This window comes from Cyanobacteriota bacterium (assembly GCA_027618255.1).
GTDB lineage: Bacteria > Cyanobacteriota > Vampirovibrionia > LMEP-6097 > LMEP-6097 > JABHOV01.
This window is the reverse complement of record JAQCFG010000037.1, coordinates 1-19,714: the sequence shown is the minus strand read 5'-3', so window position 1 is coordinate 19,714 and position 19,714 is coordinate 1. Positions and strand designations below refer to the sequence as shown.

The 19,714-nt window shown below is 40.0% G+C and carries 18 protein-coding genes and 1 tRNA gene; 13 read left to right on the top strand and 6 right to left on the bottom strand.

What is annotated here, in order from left to right:
* On the top strand, window positions 1-187 hold a 187-nt coding region (locus tag O3C63_06295; GenBank protein ID MDA0772536.1), incomplete at its 5' end, for an exonuclease.
* Window positions 188-236: 49 nt separating this feature from the next.
* Here the strand turns inward: O3C63_06295 and O3C63_06290 are convergent.
* The gene (locus tag O3C63_06290) at window positions 237-2,780 is read right to left on the bottom strand and encodes a UvrD-helicase domain-containing protein (protein ID MDA0772535.1); all 2,544 of its coding nucleotides are present in this window, start codon (window positions 2,778-2,780) and stop codon (window positions 237-239) included.
* Window positions 2,781-2,857: 77 nt separating this feature from the next.
* Between O3C63_06290 and O3C63_06285 the strand changes: the two genes are divergently transcribed.
* Genes O3C63_06285 through O3C63_06270 form a run of 4 tightly spaced genes read left to right on the top strand, consistent with a single transcriptional unit; the run spans window position 2,858 to window position 6,757 of the window.
* The gene (locus O3C63_06285) at window positions 2,858-3,397 is read left to right on the top strand and encodes a DNA recombination-mediator protein A (GenBank protein MDA0772534.1); all 540 of its coding nucleotides are present in this window, start codon (window positions 2,858-2,860) and stop codon (window positions 3,395-3,397) included.
* A complete protein-coding gene (locus O3C63_06280) occupies window positions 3,390-4,370 on the top strand; it encodes a sulfotransferase (GenBank protein MDA0772533.1) in 981 nt (326 codons plus the stop codon). Before O3C63_06285 ends, O3C63_06280 begins: the two co-directional genes overlap by 8 nt.
* 26 nt (window positions 4,371-4,396) lie before the next feature.
* Entirely contained in the window at window positions 4,397-5,722 is a 1,326-nt protein-coding gene (locus O3C63_06275; protein MDA0772532.1) for a metallophosphoesterase family protein, read from the top strand.
* Between the two features lie 30 nt (window positions 5,723-5,752).
* On the top strand, window positions 5,753-6,757 hold the full coding sequence (locus O3C63_06270; protein ID MDA0772531.1) for an aspartate-semialdehyde dehydrogenase: 1,005 nt from the start codon (window positions 5,753-5,755) through the stop codon (window positions 6,755-6,757).
* Here O3C63_06270 and O3C63_06265 read toward each other — a convergent pair.
* Window positions 6,735-7,259 carry a hypothetical protein gene (locus O3C63_06265; protein MDA0772530.1) on the bottom strand — a complete coding sequence of 175 codons (525 nt, stop codon included), beginning with the start codon at window positions 7,257-7,259 and terminating at the stop codon, window positions 6,735-6,737. The two genes, O3C63_06270 and O3C63_06265, sit on opposite strands and share 23 nt — an antisense overlap.
* Before the next feature lie 79 nt (window positions 7,260-7,338).
* On the opposite strand from O3C63_06265, the gene dapA reads away from it, so the two are divergent.
* From dapA to fbaA, 4 genes are all read left to right on the top strand, one after another.
* Window positions 7,339-8,247, top strand: a complete 909-nt coding sequence (gene dapA, locus O3C63_06260) for a 4-hydroxy-tetrahydrodipicolinate synthase (protein MDA0772529.1) — start codon at window positions 7,339-7,341, stop codon at window positions 8,245-8,247.
* A complete protein-coding gene (locus O3C63_06255) occupies window positions 8,248-10,065 on the top strand; it encodes a ribonuclease J (GenBank protein ID MDA0772528.1) in 1,818 nt (605 codons plus the stop codon). It begins immediately after the preceding gene.
* Between the two features lie 473 nt (window positions 10,066-10,538).
* The gene (csrA, locus tag O3C63_06250; protein ID MDA0772527.1) at window positions 10,539-10,754 is read left to right on the top strand and encodes a carbon storage regulator CsrA; all 216 of its coding nucleotides are present in this window, start codon (window positions 10,539-10,541) and stop codon (window positions 10,752-10,754) included.
* A 128-nt stretch (window positions 10,755-10,882) separates the two neighbouring features.
* A complete protein-coding gene (fbaA, locus tag O3C63_06245; GenBank protein MDA0772526.1) occupies window positions 10,883-11,926 on the top strand; it encodes a class II fructose-bisphosphate aldolase in 1,044 nt (347 codons plus the stop codon).
* A 56-nt stretch (window positions 11,927-11,982) separates the two neighbouring features.
* Here the strand turns inward: fbaA and O3C63_06240 are convergent, their stop codons facing one another.
* A complete protein-coding gene (locus O3C63_06240) occupies window positions 11,983-12,357 on the bottom strand; it encodes a hypothetical protein (protein ID MDA0772525.1) in 375 nt (124 codons plus the stop codon).
* A gap of 184 nt (window positions 12,358-12,541) precedes the next feature.
* Here O3C63_06240 and O3C63_06235 point away from each other — a divergent pair, with 184 nt between their 5' ends.
* Entirely contained in the window at window positions 12,542-13,507 is a 966-nt protein-coding gene (locus O3C63_06235) for an ROK family protein (protein MDA0772524.1), read from the top strand.
* A gap of 109 nt (window positions 13,508-13,616) precedes the next feature.
* Here O3C63_06235 and O3C63_06230 read toward each other — a convergent pair whose 3' ends face one another.
* The 3 genes from O3C63_06230 to dnaJ all read right to left on the bottom strand — a co-directional run bounded on the left by O3C63_06230 (window position 13,617) and on the right by dnaJ (window position 17,359).
* Window positions 13,617-15,752: a hypothetical protein gene (locus tag O3C63_06230; protein ID MDA0772523.1), complete on the bottom strand. Its 2,136-nt coding sequence runs from the start codon at window positions 15,750-15,752 to the stop codon at window positions 13,617-13,619.
* Window positions 15,753-16,129: 377 nt separating this feature from the next.
* Window positions 16,130-16,206 (bottom strand) — tRNA-Arg (locus O3C63_06225).
* Between the two features lie 49 nt (window positions 16,207-16,255).
* Window positions 16,256-17,359, bottom strand: a complete 1,104-nt coding sequence (dnaJ, locus tag O3C63_06220; GenBank protein MDA0772522.1) for a molecular chaperone DnaJ — start codon at window positions 17,357-17,359, stop codon at window positions 16,256-16,258.
* 72 nt (window positions 17,360-17,431) lie between these two features.
* Here dnaJ and O3C63_06215 point away from each other — a divergent pair, with 72 nt between their 5' ends.
* The 3 genes from O3C63_06215 to yqeK all read left to right on the top strand — a co-directional run.
* The gene (locus O3C63_06215) at window positions 17,432-18,394 is read left to right on the top strand and encodes an electron transfer flavoprotein subunit alpha/FixB family protein (GenBank protein MDA0772521.1); all 963 of its coding nucleotides are present in this window, start codon (window positions 17,432-17,434) and stop codon (window positions 18,392-18,394) included.
* 122 nt (window positions 18,395-18,516) lie between these two features.
* Complete coding sequence (locus O3C63_06210) at window positions 18,517-19,230, top strand: cytochrome c biogenesis protein CcdA (protein MDA0772520.1); 714 nt, start codon at window positions 18,517-18,519, stop codon at window positions 19,228-19,230.
* Window positions 19,227-19,714: bis(5'-nucleosyl)-tetraphosphatase (symmetrical) YqeK (gene yqeK / locus O3C63_06205; protein MDA0772519.1), on the top strand; the 488-nt coding region annotated here is incomplete at its 3' end. The genes O3C63_06210 and yqeK, both read left to right, overlap by 4 nt.

Here is a 19,714-nt window from a genome sequence, read left to right as displayed (position 1 = left end):
TTTTGGTCATAGCTCTACAAACTTGGGTTCATATTATAAAGGGCTAGTCCAAAACTTCAAAAAGAATTTTAAACACTTACGTACAACCAAACATACTCATGCACCAGTGGATGATGCAATAGGTAATGCTGAAGCAATGCTCAAAATCAATGATCGATTTGACTTAGGTCTAATCAACCCAGCTTAATCAAATCACATCCGTCTTCGCTTCGCTACGACGCGATTTGCAAAACTCATCAACCAAGCTTAATGAGTTTTGCAAACTTCGGATCCAATAATTTCTTTAACCCATTAAAATCAACGTTATAGAGTATCTTTTGACCGCTACCAAGCACTTGCAGAACCTTGCCCTCACCAAATTTGGAGTGTTTAACTCTATCGCCCTGTGCAAACTCTACAAAAAAATCTCTACCTATTTGACGTTTTCCGCTATTAGCGGAACTCATGCTTCGCATGGTCCCGACCTCTTGTGCATCAACATCACTAGCAAAACTTCGTTTTGCAGGATGTTGTAATGAATTATCTACTTGCTGGCGGCGTACTCTAGCCCGAGCATCATCACCACGACCTTGGTCATAGTAACTAGCACTACCCTGAAATCCAGCTTGCAGGTTCAGGGAGGATGGAGAGCCCTTGTCTGTGGTAAAGGAACTGCAGTCCCGTAAGTCGTCAGTAAAGGCCTCGCGACTAAAACCACGTTCTGGTTTTTTAGTACCAGTATAACCAGGTGCGAAACTCGATTGAGATTCATTGGAGCATGATTGTCCGTAATATCCCTGCAATAGTTCACGCGGCGCCTCAGCGATAAACCTACTCACTGAGGCATATTCAGATTGTCCAAAAATTCTTCTGCGCCTTGCATGAGTAAAATATAGTTTGTCTTCAGCACGAGTCACGCCAACATACATTAAGCGGCGTTCTTCTTCCAATTGAGTTTTGTCAGGAGAGTCCAAACTACGTTTGTGCGGGAAGATACCTTCTTCCATACCAGCGAGAAAAACAACCGGAAATTCCAGTCCCTTAGCGGCATGTAGAGTCATCATCACTACAGCACGTCCGTTTTTGTCCTTGGTGTTTTCTTGTTCACTTAATAAAGAAACCTCAGCCAAAAAATCTCCAAGACTATTGTCTTCAGAGTGCAAAGCAAAATCAGTTGCAACTCCAATTAATTCTTGAATATTGTCGATGCGAGATTCAGACTCAGCATCAGATGATTTAACCAACATATCTAAGTAACCGCTCTTGCGTACCAGCTCTTCAACCAAGTCACCAAGGTCCAATGACTTTTCTTTAAGACGCAAGTCTTCCATCAAATCAACAAATTCTTTGATTTTCTTTTTGGTAGGTTCATTAAGAGAGTCCATCTCTTCAATCTCAAGCATGGTTCGATACAAACTATATGACCTCTGGTTAGCATACTCCTCTATCTTAGTAATAGTAGTAGCACCAATTCCTCGACGAGGCTCATTAATAATACGTTTGAGACTAGCAGAGTCAGAAGGATTGTGGATTGATTTGAGGTAAGAAATCATATCCTTGATTTCTTTACGGTCATAGAATCTAAAACCACCAACAATCACATAAGGCATATTGCGCCTCAACAAGGCTTCTTCCAGCGCACGAGACTGCACATTGGTTCTATAAAGAATCGCGAAATCAGTGAGTGCAGCGCCGCCAGCTACTCGCCTTTGAATCTCAGCCGTTATATATTGAGCTTCTTCAATTTCATCTGCTGCTTCAAAGACATTGACTTTGTCACCTTCTGACTTAGTTGCAATCAAGGTCTTCTCGATACGTTCAGTATTATTGTTGATAATTTCATTCGCGACTTTAAGAATAGTTTCAGTAGAACGATAATTATGTTCAAGTTTGATAATGTCAGCATCTGGGTAATCCTCTTGAAAACCCAAGATGATTTTGTAATCAGCCCCGCGCCAAGAATAAATACTTTGATCAACGTCACCAACCACAGTCAGTGTGCGCTCTCCGCGAGCAAACTCCTCTTTGAGATTAGGACCCGTAGCAAGCAAAGTAATCAATTCATACTGCGCATGATTAGTATCCTGATACTCATCAACCAAAATATGTTTGAATCGATCACTATAATATCTTTGCAAATTCTGATTATTACGCAAGAGCATCACGCTCATCAACAGCAAATCATCAAAATCAAAAGCATTATTACGGCACATGATCTCTTCATACTTAGAATAAATCTGCGCTATTTTTTCTTCGCGGTAATCTAAAGCAGAGCTATGAAAATCTCTCGCTAGTTTTTTTTCGTTCTTCGCTTCACTAATTCTGTAACGAACTGACTTCGGTACATAAATCTTGGGATCCAAGTCTAATGTCTTAATTGCATCTTTGACAGCGTTGACAGAATCTGTCTCATCAAAAATAGTAAAATTTTTGGTCCAACGTCTAGTGCTACCGTCAGCGGCAATTAGCTCTAGTTTGTCGATATCCTGTCTAAGGATCCTGGCACAAACCGAATGAAAAGTACCAAGCCATGCGTATTTTATGTTTTCTTCAGAAACGAGTTTTGTGACTCGTTCCTTCATTTCCTTAGCAGCTTTATTGGTAAAAGTAACCGACAAAATCGAACCCGAGTGAACTCCATTTGATATAAGGTGGGCAATTCTATGGGTCAGGACCTTGGTCTTACCACTGCCTGCACCAGCCAATACCAAAAGCGGTGAACCTCTCTGAATAACGGCTTGTTTTTGGGCTGGATTCAAGCCCTTAGTTATTTCTTCTTCTGTTATGACAGTATTTCCCAAATTTTTGACTATTTTTTGCTAAGATCTATATCAACCTTGTTGCTAACAAAATATTAGCACCTTGGTGAGGATTTTTTATGATGATGAGTAATTCTTTAGATATAGCGAAAACAAGAGATAGCTTAAATATTCCAAGTACATTTGATCTTAATGAAGAGTTTAAAAACATCATGGATGAGGGCAATCACCTGATTGCAATGATTGGTAGTAAAGACCTTTCAATGAGCCAAATCAAAATCATTGAAATGATTGCATTTGGTTTAGCCTCATGCGGCAATACCATTATTACCAGTGGCGGCTATTGTGGTACTAACTACGCAACGATCAAAGGGGCTCTCAGAGCAAGTTCCGACAAACTCAAAGTCATTCTCCCACAGACAATCAGCCAACAAATCAAAGAAGTCCAGGATCAATTAATTGGAGTTCAGCATATAATTGAACATTCTGAACGTGAACATATGCTGCTTTCTGATGCTAGTCGTCTTTGCAATAGAGAAATCGTTTCTGATTGTCAGCAATTAATTTGCTTCCTTTATAGAGACTCCAAGACTTTACTTGATGCTCTTGATTTTGCTCATAGCTTGAATAAAGTTGTGACAGTGTTCTACCTTGATTAAAACGCAATGTACTAACCCAATATTTATTATAGGTTGCCCCCGCTCGGGAACCACGCTACTAGCGAGTATTCTCAATAGACATAGTCAAATAGCTTCTGGGACCGAGACACATTTCTTTGACTTTGTCTCCAGGCGCAACATTAACTGGAAAGAATTTACACTCACGAGCTTCACTAAATTACTAGCAGAATCACGGATTCAGGATTTTATTCAAGCTGCAGGTATTAGCAAAGAAAAACTAATCAAGAATTATAAACAAGACCCACAAAGCAAATACCAATCCAAACTTGAAATAGATCAATTCTACAAAAAAGAAGTCTTTGATCTATTGATGAATAGCTTTCTAGATAGTAGATCCAAAGCAAGATTGTGCGAGAACACTCCTCAACATCTTTGCCATATAGAAGAAATTTTGACTTTGTATCCACAAGCCAAATTTATCCATTTAATTAGAGACGGTAGAGATACGATTAGATCATTAATGCAAATGCCATGGCGGCCAAAGGGCTTACTCAATAACGCCAGATTCTGGGTACAAAACCTCAAAGAAGTTTCTAAGACAATTAACAAACTTGATACAGACTCAATCCTGGAAATTCGCTATGAAGAATTAGTTACAAAACCAGAAGAGAGCCTAGAATTAATTTGTGATTTCCTTGAAGAAAAATATGAACCTGGTTTACTTGACAACTCTAAAGATCAAGCCGCCATATATTCCAACTGGGAGAGTAGTTGGAAACAAAAAACCCGAACTCAACTCAACACTGATTCTATCAATAGCTGGCAAACAGAACTAGATCAAGATAGTCAAGCCCTACTTAATTGGTACCTCAAAGATATTCTCACTGGTTTAGGTTATGAAGCTCAAGAGACCAAATTAACAAATAAACAAAAACTCAAACTTGGACTTGAATCTCTCTCTATCTGTTGGCGCAAGTTGGTTAGAACAGTACTTAATTTTATTAATAGATAATCAAGTAGTCAGGTTATAATTAAGTAATGCAGCGTTTGTGTTTAATTCTCACAGTTTTTATTAGTTTCCAACCAGTTCTTGCCAAAAACAAACTAATAAGAGGTCCTTACCTGCAAGCAGCAACTGACGATTCTATAACCATTCGCTGGCGCACAGAAGATCCAAGCCCCACTTTTGTTAAGTACAAGGCTTATGGAGATAAAGACAACAAACAATATCAAGACTTGGTTCAAACCACAGAACATCAAGCCAAACTCATTGGACTCAAACCCCAAACAAAATATTTTTACACTCTATATTCTCAAGAGAAAAAAGATCAGATCTTACTTGGAGAAGATAGACTTAAGTCATTTTTCTTTAACACTAAGCCAGACCGAGACAAAACAGATTACACCAGTTATGTATGGGTCTTAGGCGATCCTGGAACCAATGGCACCAAAAAATATGATTACTCTGACAAAAAATCTCAGCTCAAGGTTAGAGATGCATTTTATGACTATCACGCTGCTCAAAAACTTCCGGCACCAAGCTTAATTCTCACACTTGGTGACAACGCTTATCCATATGCAAGTGATGAGGATTTACAAAGAGCAATCTTTGAACCCTATCAAGAGATACTTAGCTATGTACCGATCTTCCCGGTCTTTGGTAATCATGACGCAGGTTACAACAAAAAGCATAAGACCTATACGGCAAGATCTTACCCTCAGCCGCATGGCAGCTACTTTGATACTTTTAGTTTCCCAGAAACAGGCAAAGCATATTATTCCTTTAATGATGCTCAAGTGCATTTTATTGTTTTAGACTCCTACGATTCCTATTGGGAAGATCTCAAGGCAGACAGATCCAATCTCGGTAAAGCCTGGACTAGCAAAAGTACAGCCCAGAACTCAATGATCGAATGGCTCAAACAAGATCTTGCTATTAATAAAAACGCCGACTGGACTATTGTTGCCTATCATCACCCTGCCTATGCAACCAATGATGATGACATTAATGAAGGTGTTTGGCAGGATTGGATGAAAACCAATATCGTGCCTTTACTCGAAAAGCATAAAGTAGATCTGGTACTCAATGGTCATGTCCACAACTATCAAAGATCATATCAATTAGCTGATTTCAAAGTAGTTTCCAAAAACAAAGACAAATACCAAAAAGGCTTAGGCACTATTTATACTATCCTTGGCTGTTCTGGACAATCCTACAAAGAAGCAGATACTAGTGAACTCATTTATCAAGCCTTTGCCAAAGAAGGTTCTATCTTGCTCAAAATCAATCCCAAAGAGCTTGATCTCAAATTTATTTCAATTGATGGCACAATCTTAGACAAGTTTAAAATTGTCAAGAATTGACACACTGCTAACAATGCTAAAATAGATTCAATGAACAACATTGCCATACTAGGAGCAACAGGAAACGTAGGTCGACTACTGGTAGATCTACTTGAAGAGCGCAAGTTCCCTTTCAAGACACTCAAACTTTTGGCTAGTAAGCGTTCAGCAGGAACGACTCTCACTTCCAAGGCCGGTAATGAATATACTATTGAGCTTGCCGAGCCTGATGCTTTTGACGGTATCGATATTGTTTTTGCATCTGCAGGTTCAGACACAAGTAAAAGATTTGCTCCAGAAATAATCAAACGCGGAGGAGTAATCATCGACAACTCAAGTGCGTTTCGTATGGATCCAGAAGTCCCATTGGTGGTTCCAGAAGTTAACGCCGAAGATATTGCCAAGCACAAAGGTATCATCGCTAATCCCAATTGCTCCACAGCCCCCTTAGTGCTTGCTCTAAAGCCACTAGGCGAGAGATTTGGAATCAAGCGGGTAGTAGTCAGCACTTATCAAAGTACCTCAGGGGCTGGCAAAGCAGCAATGGACGAACTTACTGCATCAAGTAAAAACCCCAAAGGATTCGAATACAAAGAATTTATTCATCCTATTGCTTATAACCTCATTCCACAGATAGATGTTTTTACTGATAATGATTACACCAAAGAAGAAATGAAACTCATTAACGAGAGCCGCAAAATGCTACACCGACCAGATCTTGCAATCACTTGCACGGCAGTGCGTGTGCCTGTTTTAATTTCACACTCTGAATCTGTTAATGTCGAGTTTGACAAAGACATAAGTATTGAAGCTATCAAAAAGATTTGGTCAGAAACCAAATCACTTGAAATAATGGATGACCCATCTTCAAGCATCTACCCGATGCCATCCAATGTTACAGGCAAAGACCCTGTCTATGTTGGTCGCATCCGCCTTGATGAGAGCCAGCCCAAGACCATCAACTTTTGGTTGGTTTCTGACAACCTGCGTATTGGTGCAGCTTTGAATGCAGTGAGAATTGGCGAGGAATTGATTAAGCAGAAGGCTGTGGCATAACAAGACCAAGTTCTTTAATTTCAGCTTTATTAAGACCCACTGCCCGCTTAGCAAAATCAATCATTTCAGAGACCTGTGCACGAGTGCTCAAAATAGAATCTTGAAACTGAACAACTAATTCATTAATCACTTGAGTAAGCTTCTCCTGAACCGATTTAAAATTGTTTCCAGAACTTGTATGAAAACTTTTTGTATCAGTATTTCTATTCTTACGGCCTTCCTCATGAACGGCAACTCTACGTTTGGTTTTAGCAACCATATGCAAAGCAGTTTCTAGTAATAATTTCTTTTGATCATCAGTTCCGGCAGAGTTGACCAGCATAGTAGCTAATGGCTTATCGCTTATCCCTTCTAGAAAAACTCGATTAAACATTTCTGTGCTAGCCAATACCTTCTTTTGCTTAGGTACCTTAGGGTTTTGATTTTGCGCATTCGCAAAAAACATCCCCAGCAAAGCGTCTTTGGCAGGATGGATCATATTAGAAAAAAAATTCACAGACATAGCCCAAAATAATAGCACTCGCCATGGATTCTAGTCAAAACTTGCCAAAAGCACCACTATTAAGCCATAATCATAAGTCATGACCAATTTTGGACAAATTATCACCGCAATGGTGACACCTTTCAAGGCTGAAAATAAACACGAGATCGATTTTGCAGCAACCGAGCGCCTGATAGAGCACTTGGTCAACAACGGTAGCGATTCAATTATTATTTCTGGAACCACTGGTGAAAGTCCGACTCTTAGTCATGACGAGGAAGTTGAATTATTTCTTTGTGCGCAAAAGAAAGTCAAAGAACTTGGTAGCAACACTAAGATCATCTTTGGTGCCGGTTCCAACTGCACACAAACTTCTATTAGGATGAGTCTCAAAGCCCAAGAGCTTGGAGCTGATGGACTTCTGATAGTCACTCCTTATTACAACAAACCAAATCAAAAAGGTTTACTGGCACATTTTTCATTAATCGCCGAAGCGACTAGCTTACCAATAATTCTATACAACGTACCTTCAAGAACGAATATCAGTCTCAAGGCTGAAACAATCATTGAGCTTAACTCACGTTATCCGCATATCTGTTCACTCAAAGAAGCAAGTAGCAATATCGATATCATCACTCAACTGCGCAGCAAACTCAAAGCCAAAGACTTTTCTATTTATTCTGGTGACGATAGCCTAACACTGCCGATGCTTGCTGTTGGGGCTGATGGGGTAATTTCGGTTGCTGCACATCTAGTTGGTAATCAAATGCAAGTGATGATAAGGGCTTTCAAGGCTGGTGATCATACAAAAGCCCAGGAAATACAAGCTAAATTGATGCCTTTGTTTGATACTTTATTTATTGAACCAAATCCCACCTGTATTAAAGAAGCTTTGGGTATAATAGGAATGTGCTCAGCGATTTTACGCGAGCCACTCGTTCCTCTCTCACAAGAGCAACGACAAGACCTCAAAAAAACAATTGAGAGTCTACAAACAGTTTTAAATTAAATGAAAAACAAATCGACCGTGACCAGCACAGCAATCCCTAGGGACCCAACAAAAATAGTGAAAGTAATTTCGCTGGGAGGGCTCTATGAGATCGGCAAAAATACTTGGGTCTACGAGTGTGGTGACGACATCATTCTTATTGACGCTGGATTAGCTTTCCCCACAGTAGATATGATTGGCGTAGATATTGTTTTACCAAAACTAAACTACATCATTGAAAACAAACATCGTATAAGAGCTTTGGTTCTTACTCATGGTCACGAAGATCATATTGGTGGTGTTGTACCGATGCTCAAAGAAGTTAATATTCCAATTATATATGGACCACCACTAGCGCTTGCCTTACTTAAAGCCAAACTAGCTGAAGCCAAAATCTCCGGCACACCCATTAAGCAAGTCGCTGACAGGGCTGTAGTCTCAGTCGGTGATCATTTCACCTTTAGATATTTAAGAAACAATCACAGTATCGCTGATAGTTTCACCTTGATTATTGAAACACCAGCTGGCAGAATTATTCATAGTGGCGACTTTAAATTCGATCACAGTCCAATTGATGGCAACTTTTTTGATATTGCACCGCTAGCCAAAGCCGGTGAAGATGGTGTGACATTATTAATCAGCGATAGTACCAACGCCGAGAAACCTACTTATACTCCTTCAGAAAAAGCAGTAATTCCCAAACTCAAAGATCTAATTGTCAACTCCAAACGCAGATGTTATATCACGACCTTTGCATCGCAAGTTCACAGGGTCAAACTGATCATGGAATTAGTTTTGGGAGCTGGCAAAAAGTTAGCTTTGTTTGGTAGATCAATGATCAACCTAGCAGCAATCTCTAGAGAGCTTGGCTATATCTCAATCCCTGACAACTTTATAGTTAAGCAAGAGGATGTTCACAAAATCCCACCTGGCGAATTAGTAATTCTCAGTACCGGTTCTCAAGGAGAACAATTTGCTGCACTTTCTCGTATCGCCCGCAAGGAGCACAAATATCTCAAAGTAGAACCAGGCGACACTGTTGTCATGAGCTCATCACCAATTCCAGGAAACGAAAAATCAGTCAACAACTTAATCAATCTGCTTTCAGCAAGTGGCGGCGAGGTGATTTATGGAGCAGCTCAAGGAATTCATGTTTCTGGTCACGCTAGTAGAGAAGAACAAAAACTCATGATCAGTTTGGCTCAACCTGAGTACTTTATGCCATGTCATGGTGAGTATCGAATGCTAGTTGCTCACGGCCAAACTGGCATAGACTGCGGTGTTGATCCAGAAAAAATATTTTTGATGGACAATGGTGACGTGCTTGAAATGCAAGACGGCAAGTGCAAAGTCATCGACAAAGTAGAAGCCGGCATCATCATGGTAGACAATGCCAATGTTGGAGAACTGGACACTGGTATCATGCTCGAACGCCGCATGGTAGCTTCAGAAGGAATGCTAACAATTGTCATGGTGCTAAATGCCTATGGTGACATCATGAGCGATGTCAAAATCTACTCACGTGGAATTATTCTTTCCAATAAAGAAAAAGCTCTCATTGAAACCATGCAAAAATCCAAAAGCAATATCAATGTCAAAGAAGCCTTCTACCAAAAAATCAAAGAAATCGCAATTGAAGCAGTAGCCAAAAGTCCGCATAATCCTCACGGCTCAGCAGACAAAAAAATGACTGAGAAGATCGAAATAGCCAAAATCGAAACCGACGTTAAATCAGAAATTCACCGTTTTGTTGATGACAAAATGCATAGACACCCATTATTAGAGGTGATGGTGATGGAATATACTGGTAAAGCTGCGGCTAATGTGGTTGGGGCTTAAGTCCTTCATAATTTATTAATAAAGTCGACTAGCCTAGCTCTTGTAAAATAATACCTGCTTTGCTATGATTAATAATCAGGAGATCAAATATTATGACAAGTTTACAAGCACCTATTTCAACAGCAACAGCAAACCCCACTGGAGCGCCAATAGCCCATCAACTAGTAGAGACGGGTGACTCGAGAGCAGTACCAACAGAGAATACTCGCCAAGAATCAAACAACTTAGCTAGAGCTTTAGCAGCTAACAGTCCACAAGCAAGCTTGAAAGAGGGAGAAGTTTTAAATATAGGTGGTTATGGAGTTAAGCTAGTAGCGACAGATGGTAAACAAGCTCAAATAAGTATAAAAAATCCAGATGGTTCATATTTAATGGATGAGGGAACCAGATTACCTGGTGAACACCTTCCACTAAATTCAGGGCTTGGTGGGAGCAGAAGAAAAGTGCTTGGTGTACCTCTTGGACAAGCTGCCATGCTCGTCCTCACTCGCCAAATAGACGAATCAATAGTAATCGGCGACAATATCGTAATTACGATTGTCGGCATTCGCGGCGACAAAGTGAGACTTGGTATAGAAGCCCCAAGAGACGTTAGTGTCCATAGACAAGAAGTTCATGATGATATTCAAAGAGAAAGAGAACGGGCTCAAGGTGAATCTGAACAAAATGAAACAGATTTAGCTTCTTAGTTCCTTGCTATAAACTTAAATTATTATTTACCATTGAGTATCACATGTTAAACTCAATCTAACGAGCAGGCACAAGCCCATTAACTAGATTAATCGAGAGGCTCGTCATAACTTAAGGAGAAACCATAATGCCAATCGCAAATTATCAACAGTACTGCACAATGTTAGACAGAGCCAAAAAGGGCAAGTTCGCTTACCCTGCTATCAACATCACATCAATCGCTACTATCAATGCAGCCCTGAAGGGTTTTGCTGATGCTAAGTCAGATGGGATTATTCAAGTATCTACTGGTGGCGGAGAGTTTGCTTCTGGTTTATCACAAAAAGATATGGTGCTCGGTTCAATCGTTTTGGCTGACGCTTGCCGTACTCTTGCAGAAAAATATAATGTAATGATCGCGCTTCACACAGATCATTGCCAGCCAGGCAAGGTTGATAGTTTCCTCAGACCGCTTATTGCTGAGACTGCAAGACGCAGAGCTGCAGGACAGCCTAATCTTTTTAATTCACATATGTTTGATGGTTCAGAGCTATCACTGACAGAGAACCTAGCTTTGTCTAAAGAATTATTAGAGCTTTGTGCTGTAAACGAAATCATTCTTGAAGTTGAAACTGGAGTAGTTGGCGGCGAAGAAGATGGACACGATACTTCTGGTGTTGCTATAGACAAGCTTTATACTAGTCCAGAAGATATGCTTGAAGTTCACGAAACTCTAATTAAAGTTGGCGGCAGATTTATGCTGGCTGCTACTTTTGGTAATGTTCATGGTGTTTACAAACCTGGCAATGTCAAACTCACTCCAACTATTTTGAGAGATGGTCAAAAAGCAATCACCGACAAACACGGTGCTGCTGCTGCTCTTGATCTTGTTTTTCACGGTGGTTCTGGTTCCGAGCTAAGCGACATTCATGAAACGCTCAACTATGGTGTAATCAAAATGAATGTAGATACTGATACTCAATATGCTTTCACTCAACCAATCGTTGATCACATGTTCAAAAACTACGATGCGGTTCTCAAGATTGATGGTGAAGTTGGCAACAAAAAGTTCTACGACCCGCGCTCTTATATCAAAAAAGCAGAAGGAAACATGGCAGCGAGAATTCAACGCGCTTGTGATGATCTTAAGTCAACAGGGAAGTCGGTACTGTCAGGCGCTGTAACTGCATAGTTGTCAGTGTGTTTGAGTAGACCTCTTTCGCAAAAGGTCTAATGAATAAGCTCTAGCTATGCTTGCAGTCCAAAATCCAGCTGCATATCAATTTCGCGCGTCTGCTCTTCTTGGTAGCTAAAGTTGTCAATCAACTCATCAAAACAGTTGAGCAAATTAACTTCTTTGCCGGTGTTAAGTCTATTACCCTGCATTAGAACATCGAAGAATGCTCTAACGATCATCTTGTTAACACTTCCCTTAAGATAGGAAATTGTCAAAGAAAATATAGTTTTGACATTCACTGTGTCATAGCCCATCTGGTAATAAAAGTTGCGGAGGGATTCTACTTGTTTTAGAATCTCATCCTTGCACAATCCCCTGTTGTAAGTGCCCATTGGTTCGAGCGTGAATTTATCTTGCATCACTTTCTCCTTTATATTCGTCATCATCTTTGATGACCTAGGTTGATTATGGGAACCTGCTTTCGCAAATCTAAAATAAACCTTAATAACAGTATTACACTATCCGTGGCACTTGTCCAGCGAAGTAAAATAAATTTTGTTTAATCTTGGGAACAATTCACCTTTGCCAAAGGAAGGCGCAGGCACAGTTCGCTATGTTATATTCAAACTTATGCCATTAGATCAAAAAATAGTAACTGTCGGGATAGATATGGGCGGCACCAAGATTGCAGCCTGTCCATTCGTCAATGGTCAATTAGTTAAAGACCAAGAACTGCGCGAACCAACTCCACAAAATGACGCAGAAGCAATATTACAGACCATGACCAACATGATTGAAGAACTCAAAAAAACTAACGACATCAAAGCGGTTGGAATTTCAACAGCTGGCATTGTCAGTAACGACGGCGTCATGATTGGCGGTTGCGGCAATATCAAAGGCTGGAAGGGTACCAAAGTAAAAGCAGAGCTTGAAAAAAGACTCGGCATCACTGTTGAAGTAGAAAACGACGCCAACTGCGCAGCACTTGCTGAAGCAACTGTAGGCTGTGCCAAGAATTATGATCCAGTCTTGCTGGTGATTGTAGGAACAGGAATCGGTGGTGGCATAATCTGGGGCAACAAAGTTTGGCGCGGGGCTAACTACGCAGGTGGCGAGATTGGACATATCAAACTCACCGACAAAAAAGCAAGAAGATGCACTTGCGGCGACTGGGATTGCTGGGAAGCATACGCCTCAGGCACAGGTCTGCAAAACACCTCTCACTTATTTTTTGCTGATCCTGAAATGGATAACTATAAACTTATGGATTTACACCACAAAGGTGACCAGACTGCAATTGACGTAATCAACCAATGGCATGACTATCTTGCTCTTGGTATGGCTAGTGTCATCAACACACTTGATCCAGAAGCTGTTGTTGTCAGTGGTGGCATGGCTCAATTTATCAACTACACAAAACTCAACAAGAAAGTTAGAGACAGAGTTGTAGACGCACTCAAAGACAAAATTAATATCTTAGAAGGATCGATGGGTAATGACTCTGGAATGGTTGGAGCTGCTTGCTTAGCCAATTTTGCTGCTCAAAAAAATGGCATGGTAAGAGTAGACTTGTTTCGAAAGTCAATATTATCCTAAAAGCAACACGCAACATTCGTTGCGGTTGCTACCTTTTTTCAGGCGACCTGTATTTCGAAACTACGTTTCGAAACAGGTCTAGTTAAGCGAAGGACTTCCCCAAAATCCTTTAGCTGACCGCCCCACTAACACTGCGCTCTTGAGCCCCTTGATTTGGATTCAGCAGCTTGAGATTGTCTTTTTTCTTGACTTTGTAAATATTTCTAAACATCTCAATAGCTGGAGAAACAACTAATCCAAGGAATGGAATTCCTCGAATAGTGGTACTGAAGTTACCAATGGCATTGTAGATCTTCATCTTATTCTGTTCTTCAGTTGTATAACCCTCATCATTTCTCTTAGCAAAGAATAATGAATTCTCTGTACCAATCAAATGTCTTAAACCAATACGCATCGCCGTAACAAGCTCAGAAGCTTTGAGCGCGTGCTCTTGTTCCTTGGCCTTTTTTTCTAGATTCCCCAGCTTGATTTTAATTGCATATGGATTCTTGAAATCATTGACTTGAACATTTAAGGACTGGAGCGTTGCTGCTATGTAACCAGATCCAGGAACAGAACTCTGATTCAAATGATCCACAAAATGTTTATAAGCATCATAGGAATTATACTCAATGCCTTCAAGCTCTTTGCGGCGCTGTTTTGTCTCATAGAACTTGAGTATTAATTGAGGCAATCTTGTTTTCGCAAAATATATCACAGCATTAGGGAAAGACAAAACCATTGAATTCAAACCAATCAATCTATCAGCCCATCTCAATAATCTAGTACCATTGTCCTGCACATATGGATCAGACAACGCTACAAAAGCGTTTGGTAAAAGCATCAAAGTTCTTTGAAGTGGATGCAAATAATCATAGATATCACTAAAGAAAGTCGTCTTCTTGAATCTATTAAAGACATAACCATCCTTGACACCCTCTTCCAGTTGCTTAGTCTTAACACTTGCAAGAACCCCACCTTCTAAATTGGTTGGTCTAAATTTCTTAAAGAATGACTTGATCAAACCAGTAGAGTTCATTAGTTTCTGTAGGTATTTTTCAGAATATTCATCAAGATACTCAAGTACTTTAGCCGTACTATTTAAAGATGCTGACTGCAAACTAGCTGTGCTACCAGAATGAATCCCTAGTGATTTAAGCAATAGCGAGAACGAACTAGTAAAATCTTTTGCAAGCAAAGCAAGCTTAAATTGTCCATCTTCTTTTTCGAGCAACTTCTCTTTGACCTTCACTAAAGCACTAAAGAAATAAGGTAGTGCAGTAAAGGAACCAAAGATAGCTTGAATCATATGGGTAAAACCAACATTGTATTTATCCAACTCTACAATCTTAGAATTATTTGTTGACCATGAATCAAAATATGCCATAGTAACCCTCTGTAAAGAATTTAGGTTGGTTACGACTGGCATCATAATTTCAGAAAGTTCTGAACCATAGTTTGCAAAATCAAATGATTTTTGATCACCCATATAAGAAGATAGCGCTCCTAATAAGTGTGAAGGTAGACTAACCAGGGTTGAAAAAATAGAAGATGCGAATCTAATGGGGCTCAAGACTGAATTACCAAGAGAAAAGAGATTCTTTGTGTGTTTGGAAGCTGCTGCCCCTCTTGGTTTATCAGGGTCATGCTCCTCAGACGGGACAGTGAATACGTTTGGCATAAATTCAAACAAGGTTCGACGCATTGAAAAAATGAATGAAGTAATATGCCGAACAAAAGATTGTTGAGCCGTTCTTGTGAGAACATCATCAAAAACAAAAGGACGTTTATTCATGTTGACATTATCAACCTCGTCTGGTTTCGGTACCAGTTTACGAAAACCATAAATGAAGATACTAGAAAGAGCTTTAATAGTAGTAGTGAAATAATTCAACATGAAACTACCGTGTTCGTTTTCTTCATGAGTGACTATATTTTCTGCTTGATTAATCAAAGAAGACAAGATTAATGGCAGGGAGGCACCAAGCTCTACAATACTAACCGCTCTACGACTATGCCTGGTCAAGAAAGGATCTGGTTGTTTTGGCTGTTGTACTAAAGCGGCTTGCTGTTCTCGATTATCACCAGAAGCCTGACTACTTTGCTCCAAAGTCGGTAGCTTCGCGCTTGGCTGATCAGCCATTGTGCCCGGGTCATTATTTGCAGGATCACGAGTTTGCACTGCTCCCTGTTTCGTGGCGTCAAGCTCACTAGCCAAACTTTGTTTCGCTGGATTTCCGCCAATATTGGTATTCACATCAGCCATTGATTGTGGCTTGTCCTTTTCTATACAAATAGTTACCTAAGACCAAAGCTGGCCCTAGAAACTATTTCTTAAGTAATTACGATAATGTAATTACAAGATCCCCTGTAACAAGGGACTTAGCTATACATTTTAGCGCAAAATATGTCTGTACGTCTTGATGGATTAATGGAATTAGGGGTTATTAGCTATTCAATAGACTTGTTTTGAAAGTCGGAATTATCTCCAAAGGCAACACGCGCATTCCGCGCGGTTGCTACCTTTTTTAAAGCGACATCACTAGCAAAACGGGGTTTTGCAGGATGTCTAATCTTCGATTTTGGGTCTTTTGTAAGACCTCATTACACGAAACCTTCGGTTTCGAAAGAGGTCTAATAAAATGGTGCGCTTGAAGAGATTCGAACTCCCGACCCCCAGTTCCGGAAACTGGTGCTCTATCCAACTGAGCTACAAGCGCCTAGTTAAGTGCCATGAAATCCTGACGCTTCACTCAGGATGACAGAGAACTAAACTTGAGTATCTTTGCCCTGCCGCAGTTTTTGTAATTCCTGAAGCAAGTCTTTTTCTTTACCAGTTAAATTATTTGGAGTTACCACATTAATTTTGACAAAATGATCTCCGTTATTTGAAGGTCTATTGATCATTGGAAACCCAAGTTTTTTGAGATTAATAACTTCTCCAGCTTGAGTACCGGCTTTGACTTTGAGTTTTTCTGTTCCTCTTAGTGTAGACACATCAACTTCAGTACCAAGAGCAGCATCAGCAAAACCGATATTGATTTGAGAAAAAACATTAGCTCCCTCACGTTCAAAGTTTTTGTGCTTGCCAACATGAATTTGCAAATAAATATCACCAGAAGGTCCACCGTGAGATCCAGCATCACCCATGCCAGCGAGTCTCATGGTTGCACCATCATAAACACCAGCAGGAATAGTAACCTCAACTTCTTGATCTTCCCTCTTTAAACCCTTACCCTTGCACGGTTTGCATGGATTCTTAATTTCACTTCCGGTACCATTACAACTTGGGCAAGTGGTCGCTTGTCTGATTTGACCGAGTATCGTATTTTGCACAGTGCTAACTTGACCAGCACCACGACAGGTTGAACAAGTAACAATATCAGTATCTTTTTCTGCACCTTTGCCACCACAAGCCTTACAAGACTTGAGAGGATTCAATCTGATTTTCTTTTTGTGTTCTTTAATAGCGTCAATAAAATCTAAACGAATATCTACACTATGATCATGACCTTGTCTTGCTCTACTACGAGCACGTCCGCCACCAGCTCCAAAGCCACCACCAAAAAAACTTGAAAAGACATCACTCAGATCTTCAAAACCAGCTCCATTAAATCCACCGCCATAAGCGCCGCCGCCCATGCCTTTGAGACCATCCTTACCGTATTTATCATAGATAGTTTTCTTTTGCGAATCTTTAAGCACATCATAGGCTTCGCCTAGTTTTTTAAAAGTTTCTTCGCTACCAGTCTCGGTATTATCTGGATGATATTTACGCGCCGCTTTTTTATAAGCAGACTTAATGTCTTTTTCACTAGCATCACGCGAAACGCCTAATAATTCGTAATAATCTTCGCTATTTACTGTCACCACAAATTAATATTTTACACCATTGCATAGCATTTATACCCGTTAACAGCAAAATATCGAGGGTATATAACTAATATGTCAAAAGTCTTAGTATTTAGCGAACTAGTAGATGGCAAATTAAGTCATGCATCCAAAGAAATTATCAAATATACCGCTGAAAATTTCACCGCAGAAAATACAATTGCAGCAGTATTTGGTACAAATTCAACAGACGCTGCCCAAGAAGCTAGTAAAAACGGCGCCTCCAAAGTCTTCTTAATTGACAACCCAGCTTTTGAAACATTTAGATCAGATTTATTTTTAGCAGAACTTATCAAAATTGTTGAAAGCGAAAACCCAGACTTGATACTTGCCAACAACTCTATTGATGGCGAAGCATTAATGGGAATGGCAGCAGCCAAAACTAAAGCAAATATCGCAACAGATTGTGTCTCATTCAATAAAGACAGCAAGGAAGTAGGTAGAAGTGTTTACTCAAACAAACTCTTAGTTAGCTGCAAACTTGAAGCTGGACGCAAATCATTTATTAGTTTTAGACCAAACAATATTAAAGCAAACTCTAACCCTGAATCCTCTGGTGAAATAGTTAACGTAGATCCTGCGACTGATTCAAAAATAATCGTTGCAGATGTACAGAAATCAGCATCAAAAGAAATCCCTCTAACAGAAGCGAGTATCATTGTTTCAGGTGGAAGAGCCATGGCAAACGCCGAAAATTTTTCAATACTTAGAGACTTTGCAAGGAAGATCAACGCTGCCGTTGGAGCATCAAGAGCTGCTGTAGACAGTGGTTACGCCCCGCATAGTATGCAAGTTGGGCAAACAGGCAAAGTAGTTAGTCCCAATCTTTATATTGCTTGTGGAATTTCTGGTGCGATTCAGCATTTTGCTGGAATGGGTTCAAGCAAAGTTATTGTTGCAATCAACAAAGATCCAGAAGCTCCTATCTTTAAAAAAGCAGACTACGGTATTGTTGGTGATCTTTTTGAAATTGTACCTGCATTGACGGCTAAGGTTGATGCATTAGTTAAAGCATAATTTTATGCTTTGCATACGATCCCTTGTGATCTGCCTACGCAAGCCATTGGCTTGCTGCTTCGCTGTCTCTCATTGTTAAGATTGGAAGCCATAACCAGTTCGCTTACTGTTACAATATAAACATGAATGATGTCTTTGCAAACCTCGAATCCCTACAAACCCAATACACCCAAATCCTTGCTAATAATGAAACAGCACCATTTTATTTTCTGTTAACGCTTGGTTTCTTTGGTGGTCTAATTTCAAGCTTGCTTCCTTGTGTGCTTAGTTTACTACCCATCAACCTTGCTTATATAGGCACACTCAAAATTGATTGCCGCAAACAAGCATTTATCAACGCTGCCCAGTTTGTACTTGGAGTTGCTCTTGTTATGAGCATACTTGGGATCTCTGCCAGCTTTGCTTTTGCAGTGTTTACTGAATACAAGGCGCTTATTAATCTAACAATTGGTTTATTAATTACTTTAATGGCGTTTAGTGTTGCTGGTATTTTCAAATTTGCTTTGCCACAATTTATAACTAAGGTACCTGAAGCTAGTCCTTTTGTTGTGGGTTTAACTTTTGCACTAGTCAGCTCTCCTTGCTCTAGCCCTGTCTTAGTCAGTGTAGTAAGTGTTGCGGCTGGACTTGGTTCTACAATCAAAAGTTTAATTTTGATGTTCGGTTATTCAATTGGTTATACAGCGATTATATTCTTTGCAAGTTTATTCACTGGCTTAGTAAAACAACTAGATTGGTTCAAATCCAATAGTGATGGCTTTACCAAATTTTCTGCAATAATACTTGGAGTCTTTGGGCTCTTCTACATCTATATAGGAATCGCTGGACTACTGTGAATCCTGACTTAGCACAAATCAAAAAAGATCTCAAGCAAAAGCTCTCAGAGCATAGATTTCAGCACACGCAGTCAGTAACAGAAACTGCTATTCGTTTTGCAAAAGCATATCAATTAACAGAAGAGACAATAAACAAAATAGAAATCGCTGCATGGCTGCATGATGCCTGCAAAGAATTGAAGAATAATGAGCTCTTGCAACTAGCAGAGTTTTATCAAATAGAGATCTACCCAGAAGACGAAGCTCATCCAAATATTCTACATGCCCGAGTTGGAGCTGCTTGGATTGAAGAGGAGTATGAGATACTTGATCCACAAATCAGTCATGCTGTACGTGACCATACACTTGGTTCAACCGAGATGTATGATAGCTCCAAGATACTATTTTTGGCTGATATGCTTGAACCACTTCGCGGAGATAATCCCGAACTAGAAAGGCTAAGGGCAATAGTAATGCAAGGCGATAATCTCAACAAAGCAGTACT